The organism is Candidatus Palibaumannia cicadellinicola (assembly GCF_002855795.1).
In the GTDB taxonomy this organism is placed as follows: Bacteria; Pseudomonadota; Gammaproteobacteria; order Enterobacterales; family Enterobacteriaceae; genus Baumannia; species Baumannia cicadellinicola_C.
Window position 1 is genome coordinate 1 of the sequence record NZ_NJPO01000105.1, and the last position, 8,372, is coordinate 8,372.

Genomic DNA, 8,372 nt, shown 5'->3' on the forward strand with positions numbered 1-8,372 from the left:
CATAAAAACTATTATTTCACATTAAACAGCTGCTTACCAGTTAACTTTAACTCAGAACAAATACTATGTAATTAGCTGTATTGTACGGTTGGTGATATTAGTAAAATCATTGATAATTTGTCACAGGAGTTTTTTCACGCTATGCAAGAAATTATGCAATTTGTGGGTAACCATCCTATGCTAAGTCTGGCATGGTTAGTCTTACTAAGTACCGTCATATTTGTCTCTTTTCAGAGCTGGTGTTCCAAAATAGGAGAAATCACCAGCGGCGAAGCTATCAGCTTGATCAATAAAGAAGATGCTGTGATTATTGATCTGCGCAGCAGGGATGATTACTGTCAGGGACATATTACTAACAGCATAAATTTAGCAGATACAGGTATCCAAAACGGCAACCTAGGATCTCTCGAAAAAGCTAAGAACAGACCAGTCGTAGTGATCGGTAATAGCGGCATGACTTCCCGTCATTCTGCAAATAATCTGTATAAAGCCGGCTTTGAACGAGTTTATGTGCTGAAAGAAGGCATTACCGGCTGGCGTGCAGACCATTTACCGCTCATACGGGGCAAATAACTTTTTCTTACTTAGTAAGAGTCAGTTCAGGTTTAAGGGGGAATAGCATGGCTAAAATTGAAATTTATACCAAATTAACCTGTCCTTATTGCCATCGTGCTAAGGCATTATTAACCGATAAGCACTTACCTTTTCAGGAGATAACTATCGATGGGAACGTTAACATGCGAGAAGAAATGATTAATCGTAGCGGCCGTGCTACCGTGCCGCAGATATTTATCGATAACGAGTACGTTGGGGGCTGCGATGATCTGTACAGACTTGATGCATGTGGTGGATTAGATTAATGATAAAAAAATTGTGTTTTCAAGCGGTTCTACTACGAAACTAGTCTAGTCCATTGACGCGAGGCTCCTAGTTATGTCAGCAGCTGCCTCTATTATTGTGATCGGGGCTGGCTCTTACGGCACCGCTCTAGCCATTACCCTGGCTCGCAACGGTCATAAGGTGGTATTATGGGGTCATGATCCAGACCATATCCACGCGCTGAAAGTAGCGCGTTGTAATCATACTTTTTTGCCGGATGTACTCTTCCCCCCTACGTTATATTTAGAAACATCTTTACCAGTTGCGCTGGCGGCAAGCAGTAATGTGCTTATTGTGGTGCCCAGCCATGTATTTGGTAGCGTACTGAAGCAAATGAAACCGCATTTGCGTCACGATGCACGTATTGTCTGGGCTACTAAGGGATTGGAAATGAAAACCGGACGCCTGCTGCAAGATGTAGCACGGGATATACTGGGCGGACATATTCCACTTGCAGTAATATCTGGACCTACCTTTGCCCGTGAAGTTGCGGCCGGATTGCCTACTGCTATCACGCTAGCCGCCACCGATGTTACCTTTCGCACAGACTTGCAACAGTTACTACATTGCGGTACCAATTTTCGGGTTTACAGCAATATCGATTTAATCGGCGTTCAGTTAGGCGGCGCGGTTAAGAACGTCATCGCGATCGGAGCTGGTATCTCTGACGGTATCGGCTTTGGCGCTAATGCGCGCACAGCGCTAATAACCCGTGGTTTGGCGGAAATGTCACGTCTGGGTGCGGCAATGGGTGCGGCACTAAGCACCTTTATGGGTATGGCTGGACTAGGAGACTTGGTATTAACCTGTACCGACAATCAATCGCGTAACCGCCGTTTCGGCCTGCTACTAGGGAAGGGGGCTGGTGTTAATACTGCACAGGAGAGTATTGGTTTGGTAGTAGAAGGTTATGGTAATACGAAAGAAGTGCTGGAGTTGGCTGGTCGCTATGGGGTGGAGATGCCCATTACTGAACAAATATATCAAGTATTATATCAGAATAAAAATGCTCACGAGGCTGCATTAACTTTGCTTGGACGCGACCAGAAAGATGAGAAAATAGGCAGTTTATGATGTCATCTACATCTACGATATGACAATACAAGTAATACGATATGACAATACAAGTAAAAGGTAGACTATATGTCCATTGAACAGTTGGAACTAGTATGGAATAGCATTAAAGCTGAGGCACGATTGCTAGCTGATTGTGAACCCATGCTGGCTAGTTTTTTTCATGCGACGCTACTCAAACACGAGAATCTAGGCAGCGCGCTAAGCTATATGTTAGCTAATAAGCTGGCTAACCCTATTATGCCGGCCATTGCTATCCGAGAAGTGGTAGAGGATGCCTATAGAACTGATCCAGGAATGATATTTGCTGCCGCGCGCGATATCCATGCGGTACGATTACGTGACCCAGCGGTAGATAAATATTCTACTCCACTACTATATCTTAAGGGAGTCCATGCGCTGCAGGCTTATCGCATCGGTCACTGGCTGTGGTATCAAAATCGCCAGGCACTAGCAATTTATTTCCAGAACGAGATTTCTGTATCCTTCGGCGTAGATATCCACCCAGCTGCTCGTATTGGCTGTGGCATTATGCTTGACCACGCAACAAGCATAGTTATCGGTGAAACGGCCGTAGTAGAAAATGATGTTTCGATACTGCAGTCAGTAACGTTAGGTGGTACTGGCAAAACTAGTGGTGATCGTCATCCCAAAATTCGTGAAGGGGTTATGATTGGAGCAGGCGCGACCATCCTAGGCAATATTGAAGTAGGAAAGGGTGCTAAAATTGGTGCTGGTTCGGTCGTTCTGCGTTCTGTACCACCCCACACCACAGCAGCGGGGGTCCCCGCTAGGATAGTGGGTAAACCAGATAGTGATCGTCCATCAGAAGAAATGGATCAGTTTTTTAGTAGTCCTGGTTTTCAATTCGGTGATGGTATCTAACTGCAAAAAACCATAATGTCATTTATTTTCTTTCTTGAATAACATTTGAGAATGGCGGTTATAACCCCCGCATTGTATCCTAGTATCCTACACATAGTTTTTTCAGTGCAGAGGTAGTCATGATTAAGAAAATCGGTGTACTAACAGGTGGCGGTGATTCCCCAGGAATGAATGCTGCTATTCGGGGCGTCGTTAGGGCCGGACTTTCGGAAGGCTTAGAGATTTACGGTATCTATGATGGCTATCTAGGCTTATGTCAAGATCGCATGAAGAAGCTAGATCGCTATAGTGTATCAAATATCATTAACCGTGGCGGTACTTTTCTGGGGTCTGTGCGTTTTCCTGAGTTTCATGAAGAAGCGATACGGGCTATCGCTCTTAATAATATGAGCAAATATGGTTTAGGTGCCCTAGTGGTTATCGGCGGTAATGGTTCTTATATGGGCGCCAAATGCTTGACTGAAATGGGCTTCCCCTGCATTGGCTTGCCTGGTACCATTGATAATGATGTAGCCGGAACCGATTATACCATCGGTTACTGTACCGCTTTAGAAACCGTAGTAGAAGCTATTGACCGTTTACGTGATACGTCAACATCTCATCAACGTATTTCTATCGTAGAAGTTATGGGACGTTATTGTGGTGATCTCACCATGGCAGCAGCTATTGCCGGGGGTTGCGAATTTATTATTTTACCAGAAGTAGAATTTAAACCAGAAGATTTAGTCTTCGAAATTAAGGCTAGCATCGCCAAAGGTAAAAAGCATGCTATTGTCGCAATTACAGAGTATATTTGTAATGTTTCAGAACTGGCGCTGTACATAGAAAAAGAGACAGGGCGCGAAACCCGCGCAACGGTTTTAGGCCATATCCAGCGTGGTGGTAACCCAGTTGCCTATGATCGTATTCTGGCGTCAAGGATGGGAGCCTACTCTATTGAACTACTGCTACAGGGGTATAGCGGCCGTTGCGTAGGCATACAAAATGAGTTACTCGTGCATCACGATATCACAGACGCCATGGAAAATATGAAACGTCCTTTCCGCAGTGATGTTCTCGAAATGGCGCGCAAACTGTTCTAATTCACTTGCTTACCTGCCTGTGTTTTATATTATATGATTGGTTAAATAACACCTTTTGTCCTCATATCTTTATATATTTTCTGATAGGGAGTAGATAATGTTAAAATGGCAGTTTGGATTAATATCGATATTGCTGTCAGCCAGTATACTGGCCAAAGAAATAAATTTGCTAAATATCTCTTATGATCCAACACGTGAGTTTTTCCAAGAGTATAATAAAGCATTTACCCAATATTGGCAGCATAAAACTGGTGATCACGTCACAGTGCATCAGTCTCACGGAGGTTCTGGTAAACAAGCAACATCGGTAATAAACGGTATTGAAGCTGATGTAGTTTCCCTGGCGCTCGCCTCAGATGTAGACGCTATCGCAGAGCACACGCTTATTAATAATAATTGGATTACTCGTCTGCCAGACAACTCAGCACCATATACGTCAACTATTGTGTTCTTAGTGCGTCAAGGTAATCCCAAAAATATTCATGACTGGCCAGATTTGATCCAACCAGGTGTATCTGTTATCACGCCAAATCCTAAAACCTCTGGCGGGGCCCGCTGGAATTATTTAGCCGCTTGGGGTTATGCCTTGTATCACAATCATCACGATCCTGTGAAAGCGCAACAATTCGTTAAGGCACTATACCAAAATGTGGACGTATTAGATTCAGGCGCTCGCGGTGCGACTAATACATTTGTAGAACGCGGACAGGGTGATGTACTCATCGCTTGGGAAAATGAGGCATTACTGGCAATCAATAAGCTCAATAGTAAGAGTAAGCTTAAGCTGGAAATTGTGACCCCTAGCGAGTCCATCCTCGCAGAGCCCACAGTAGCTGTGGTGGATAGAATTGTTGATAAAAAGTGCACTCGTGAGGTTGCAAATGCTTACTTGAAGTATCTTTATTCTCCTGAAGGCCAGCGCATCGCAGCGAAAAATTACTATCGGCCGCGCGACGCCAGCGTTGCGAAAGAATTCACCAAGCAATTCCCCAAGCTAAAACTATTTACCTTAGATGATACCTTCAGTAACTGGCAGAAAGCTAAGCAAGAGCATTTCTCTAACGGTAGTAGCTTCGATCAAATCTATCAGCGTTAACATAACCTGTTTATCAGCTAACTACTAGCATCAGGCTTTTTTGCTTGCGCCGCGGCCTTGACTATAGCAGCGAATACATCCGCTTTCAGCGAAGCGCCACCTACTAATGCGCCATCAATATCCGGCTGAGTAAACAGTTCAGCGGCATTGCCGGCGTTTACTGACCCTCCGTACTGAATAATAACCTGTTCTGCTACAGCATCATCATGAAGAACAAGATAGTCTCTGATAAATTTATGTACTCTCTGGGCCTGGAACGGATTAGCAGATTTGCCGGTTGAGATAGCCCAAAGAGGTTCATAGGCTATAATAGCATTTTCAAAAGCTTTCGCGCCCATTCTATTTAGTACGACGTCAAGCTGGCTGGCGCAAACTGCTTCAGTCTGGTATGCTTCATTCTCCGCTTTGCTTTCTCCGATGCATAAAACCGGAATTAGTCCTTCATTTTTTATGATCGCAAATTTCTCTGCTATATATTCATTACTTTCTTTATGATAGGAACGGCGTTCAAAATGGCCAATTATAATATATTTTGCACCAATATCTTTCAGCATATTGGCGGAAATTTCACCGGTAAACGCACCAGAAACATGGGTATCAACATTCTGCGCGCACAGCGCAATGCTGCTGCCGGTCAGATGATATTTAGCCCTATCTAGATATATCATCGGCGGAGCTATAGCAACGTCGCAACCTATAACACTACTTAATTCATTACGTAGTGCGGTTATGAAATTACTGACCATATGTTTGTTACCGTGGAGTTTCCAGTTACCAATAATTAACGGATGTCGCATTTTATTTCCTCCATTAGGGGAACAACGAGATTAAAAACATTATTATCATGAAGCAATATTTTTACCTATCGGCCGAAAGTATTTATAATTAATTAATGAAGACAAACCAAACAATGTGTCTAGACATGGACAGAAAAGCTACTTCAAATCACTAGAACAATACGTATGTATAAAGCAAGGCATAAAAGGCGGCGATTTAAGGGATTTTAAAGGTAATGGTAGGGGTAAATAAATGGCATTTGAAGTATTTGATAAGCTAGAAGCAAAAGTTCAGCAAGCCATTGACACTATTACGCTTCTGCAGATCTAAAGAAAAAACAATCGCTTAAATCATGCAACAGACACAGAACAGTAGTAAGTCGCTCGTCAGTGAAAGTGAAAATGAGATGGTGAAACCAGAACCAAATATTTTACAAGAACGTCTGTGCCGTTTGTTCAGTAAGATGGATGATGTATAATAATTAATGATACTTTTACCAGAATATCAATTAAAGGTTACAAAATAAATCTACTAAAATCTTCATCAGATACTAATTCATCCAGATGACTGCGAACATAATTTGCGTCAATAGAAATTGTTTGACCGTGCCATTCGCTGGCATCGTAGGATATTTCCTCCATTAACCGCTCCAGAACAGTATGTAAACGACGAGCCCCGATGTTCTCCGTGCGTTCGTTGACCTGCCAAGCAGTTTCAGCAATACGCTTTATACCGTCTTCGGTGAAGGAGATGCTCACACCTTCTGTCGCCATAAGTGCAATATACTGCATAGTAAGCGAAGCGCTAGGTTCAGTCAGAATTAGTTGGAAGTCTTCAGTTGTGAGTGCTTCCAGCTCCACACGAATCGGCAGGCGCCCTTGTAGCTCAGGTATTAAGTCTGACGGGCTAGCTACCTGAAAAGCCCCGGAAGCTATGAACAAAATATAGTCAGTTTTCACCATACCATGCTTAGTAGATACAGTACAACCTTCTACTAAAGGGAGAAGATCTCGCTGCACGCCTTCACGGGATACGTCTGGCCCAGATACTTAGCCACGTTTACATATTTTGTCTATTTCATCGATGAATACGATGCCATGTTGCTCAACTGCCTCTATGGCTTTCTCTTTAATCTCTTCTTGGTTAACAAGCTTAGCTGCTTCTTCTTCTATTAATAGCTTCATCGCTTCTTTAATCTTGATTTTACGCGATTTTTGCTTCTGACCAGCTAAATTTTTAAACATCGATTGCAGTTGATTAGTCATCTCTTCCATACCAGGAGGGGCCATTATTTCGACGCCTATTGGCGCAGCGGCGAGATTAATCTCAATTTCTTTTTCATTGAGTTGCCCTTCACGCAACTGTTTACGGAAATGCTGGCGAGTACTTGAAGGTTCATTATTTTCTTCCATCTGGCCCCAATTATTTGGGGCTGGTTGTGGAATTAAGACATCGAGTACCCGCTCTTCGGCTCTTTCTTCCGCGCGGAACCGGTTTTTTTCCATCGACTGCAGACGCACCATTTTAACTGCAGCATCGGTCAAATCACGAATAATAGAATCTACTTCTTTGCCTACGTAGCCTACTTCGGTGAATTTAGTCGCTTCTACTTTAATAAAAGGAGCGTTCGCTAGTTTTGCTAAGCGCCGCGCTATTTCAGTCTTACCTACGCCGGTGGGGCCAATCATAAGAATATTTTTCGGTGTTACTTCATGACGTAGTGCTTCATCAAGTTGCATACGACGCCAGCGATTACGTAACGCGATGGCTACTGCTCGTTTAGCATTGTATTGGCCAACAATATAGTCATCTAGTTCGTTGACGATTTCGCGTGGAGTCATTTGAGACATATTTTCAATATCCTTCAGCTTTGGACGTTAATTCTTCAATAGTATGGAATTGATTAGTGTAGATGCAGATATCTCCGGCAATCTCTAATGATTTTTTAACAATTTCGCGGGCGCTGAGATTAGTATTTTCCAACAAAGCACGAGCCGCTGATTGGGCATACGGTCCACCTGAACCAATTGCAATCAGATCTTTTTCCGGCTGTACCACATCGCCGTTTCCGGTAATTATCAGAGACGCATTTTCGTCCGCTACAGCGAGGAGTGCTTCCAGACGGCGTAGCATGCGGTCGGTACGCCAATCTTTGGCTAACTCCACGGCAGCTTTGACCAAATGGCCTTGATATATTTCTAGTTTACGTTCAAACAATTCGAATAATGTTAAGGCATCGGCGGTACCGCCAGCAAACCCGGCGATCACTTTATCATTATAATACAGTCTACGGACTTTGCGTACGTTACCCTTCATGACAGTATTACCTAGAGTTGCCTGGCCATCACCACCAATGACAACATGACCATTACGACGTACGCTGACAATTGTTGTCACGAGCAACTCCTGAGAATCAAAAGAGTAATCGCCCCGCATGTTTTGCGGGAATAAGTTAACCATAACATGGGGTAAGATTTAATCTTTTCAACCCCCTTCGGCAAGAAGGATGCAATTTGATAATCTTACTTCGTGCCGATTATGAAGTAATTGATCAGCGTTAGTACGGCTGGGGTTAGATT

Annotated in this window: 8 protein-coding genes and 2 pseudogenes; 7 read left to right on the forward strand and 3 right to left on the reverse strand. The window is 43.4% G+C overall.

Annotated elements, in window-relative coordinates; genetic code table 11:
• Window positions 1–141 precede the first annotated feature (141 nt).
• The 6 genes from CEX73_RS02020 (at window position 142) to CEX73_RS02045 (ending at window position 5,016) form a co-directional block, all read left to right on the forward strand.
• Window positions 142–573: a rhodanese-like domain-containing protein gene (locus CEX73_RS02020; protein WP_101626934.1), complete on the forward strand. Its 432-nt coding sequence runs from the start codon at window positions 142–144 to the stop codon at window positions 571–573.
• A gap of 47 nt (window positions 574–620) precedes the next feature.
• On the forward strand, window positions 621–860 hold the full coding sequence (grxC, locus tag CEX73_RS02025) for a glutaredoxin 3 (protein WP_101626935.1): 240 nt from the start codon (window positions 621–623) through the stop codon (window positions 858–860).
• A gap of 73 nt (window positions 861–933) precedes the next feature.
• Window positions 934–1,953, forward strand: coding sequence for an NAD(P)H-dependent glycerol-3-phosphate dehydrogenase (gene gpsA / locus CEX73_RS02030; RefSeq protein WP_101626936.1), 1,020 nt, complete (start codon window positions 934–936; stop codon window positions 1,951–1,953).
• A 69-nt stretch (window positions 1,954–2,022) separates the two neighbouring features.
• Window positions 2,023–2,838 (forward strand): serine O-acetyltransferase, encoded by an 816-nt coding sequence (cysE, locus tag CEX73_RS02035; RefSeq protein WP_101626937.1) that lies wholly within the window; start codon window positions 2,023–2,025, stop codon window positions 2,836–2,838.
• Window positions 2,839–2,957: 119 nt separating this feature from the next.
• Window positions 2,958–3,920 carry a 6-phosphofructokinase gene (pfkA, locus tag CEX73_RS02040; RefSeq protein ID WP_101626938.1) on the forward strand — a complete coding sequence of 321 codons (963 nt, stop codon included), beginning with the start codon at window positions 2,958–2,960 and terminating at the stop codon, window positions 3,918–3,920.
• A gap of 97 nt (window positions 3,921–4,017) precedes the next feature.
• A complete protein-coding gene (locus tag CEX73_RS02045; protein WP_101626939.1) occupies window positions 4,018–5,016 on the forward strand; it encodes a sulfate ABC transporter substrate-binding protein in 999 nt (332 codons plus the stop codon).
• Window positions 5,017–5,033: 17 nt separating this feature from the next.
• Here CEX73_RS02045 and tpiA read toward each other — a convergent pair whose 3' ends face one another.
• Window positions 5,034–5,813, reverse strand: coding sequence for a triose-phosphate isomerase (gene tpiA / locus CEX73_RS02050; protein ID WP_101626940.1), 780 nt, complete (start codon window positions 5,811–5,813; stop codon window positions 5,034–5,036).
• A gap of 232 nt (window positions 5,814–6,045) precedes the next feature.
• Between tpiA and zapB the strand changes: the two are divergent.
• Window positions 6,046–6,271: pseudogene (zapB, locus tag CEX73_RS03445) on the forward strand (cell division protein ZapB).
• A gap of 37 nt (window positions 6,272–6,308) precedes the next feature.
• Here zapB and hslU read toward each other — a convergent pair.
• Both hslU and hslV read right to left on the reverse strand, forming a co-directional pair.
• A pseudogene (hslU, locus tag CEX73_RS02060) lies at window positions 6,309–7,643 on the reverse strand (ATP-dependent protease ATPase subunit HslU).
• A gap of 4 nt (window positions 7,644–7,647) precedes the next feature.
• Window positions 7,648–8,190 (reverse strand): ATP-dependent protease subunit HslV, encoded by a 543-nt coding sequence (gene hslV / locus CEX73_RS02065; RefSeq protein WP_101626941.1) that lies wholly within the window; start codon window positions 8,188–8,190, stop codon window positions 7,648–7,650.
• Between the last annotated feature and the right edge of the window lie 182 nt (window positions 8,191–8,372).